Genomic DNA, 963 nt, shown 5'->3' on the forward strand with positions numbered 1-963 from the left:
CGATAAACCGGTAGCCGGCGTACTGGTCGGTCACCAGCACCCCGTCAAACTCGGCGCCCAGCAGCCGCTTGGCCGCCTCCTGACCACGGCCATAGGCCGTCATGAAGCAGACGGCTATCTTGCTCAGCGCCAGCCACATCCAGCGGCGCTCTCCACCCCGCTGATGCCGGGTCTCATCGGCATGAACGTGGGTGGCCGTCTGCACCTGCTGCTTGATGGCCTGGTAGGTCGGGGTGAGCATGGCACTCACCCGCCCCTGCGCCTCACTGATGGCGCCCCGGCTAAAACTCAGGCCGAAATGCTGTTTGAGCTGCTGCTGTATCTGGCTGACGCTCTGGTGAAACTGGCCGCTTTGCAGCGCGATGTAGCTGAGCAGATTGGCCCCCATCTGGCTGCTGCTGACGTTGTCTGGCAGTGCGGCCTGGGTCGTGCCGATACACCGTGAGCAGGTCGCACGATACAGTTGGTGTTCGGTGACGAGATAGCTCACCTCGGGCAGCTCGAACACCTGATGAACCTGATAGGGTTTGGCATGGGCCACCATGTCCCCGCCACAGCAAGCGCAATCGGCGGCAGGGTAATGCGGGACCAGGGTCAGGCGGGCATCAAGCGGATGCCGCTCGCGGCGATGTCCCTTGTGACCGGGCTGCGCCCCCCGTTGCTTGCCGGACGCCGGACGCTTGCGGGCCGGCGGCGGTGCACCGGGGCCGTCGCTGGAAGGCGGCTTGGAGGAGTTGCCGCTGTGCTGATTGAGGCGGTCCTCCAGCTCGGCGATGCGGTCGAGGAGCTTATAAATCAGCTCGTTGGCCTGCTCCAGAGTGGTGGGCATTCCCGCGGAATGCATGGTGTTTTTGCTCATGGGGGGAGCGTATCTAAGGAGCAGGATCAAGCAAGCAGGAAAGTGGGATCAAGAGACGATCGTCTCATTTTTCCTGTGTCAATACTGTTCCGGTGAATACTTAC

General features: G+C 62.6%; 1 pseudogene. It reads right to left on the reverse strand.

The annotated features are described in order from the left end of the window. Positions 1-859: pseudogene (locus tag OKC30_RS21100) on the reverse strand (IS66-like element ISKpn15 family transposase); the annotation flags it as partial. Positions 860-963 lie beyond the last annotated feature (104 nt).

The organism is Aeromonas sp. QDB18, assembly GCF_027705325.1.
Taxonomy (GTDB): Bacteria; Pseudomonadota; Gammaproteobacteria; order Enterobacterales; family Aeromonadaceae; genus Aeromonas; species Aeromonas caviae.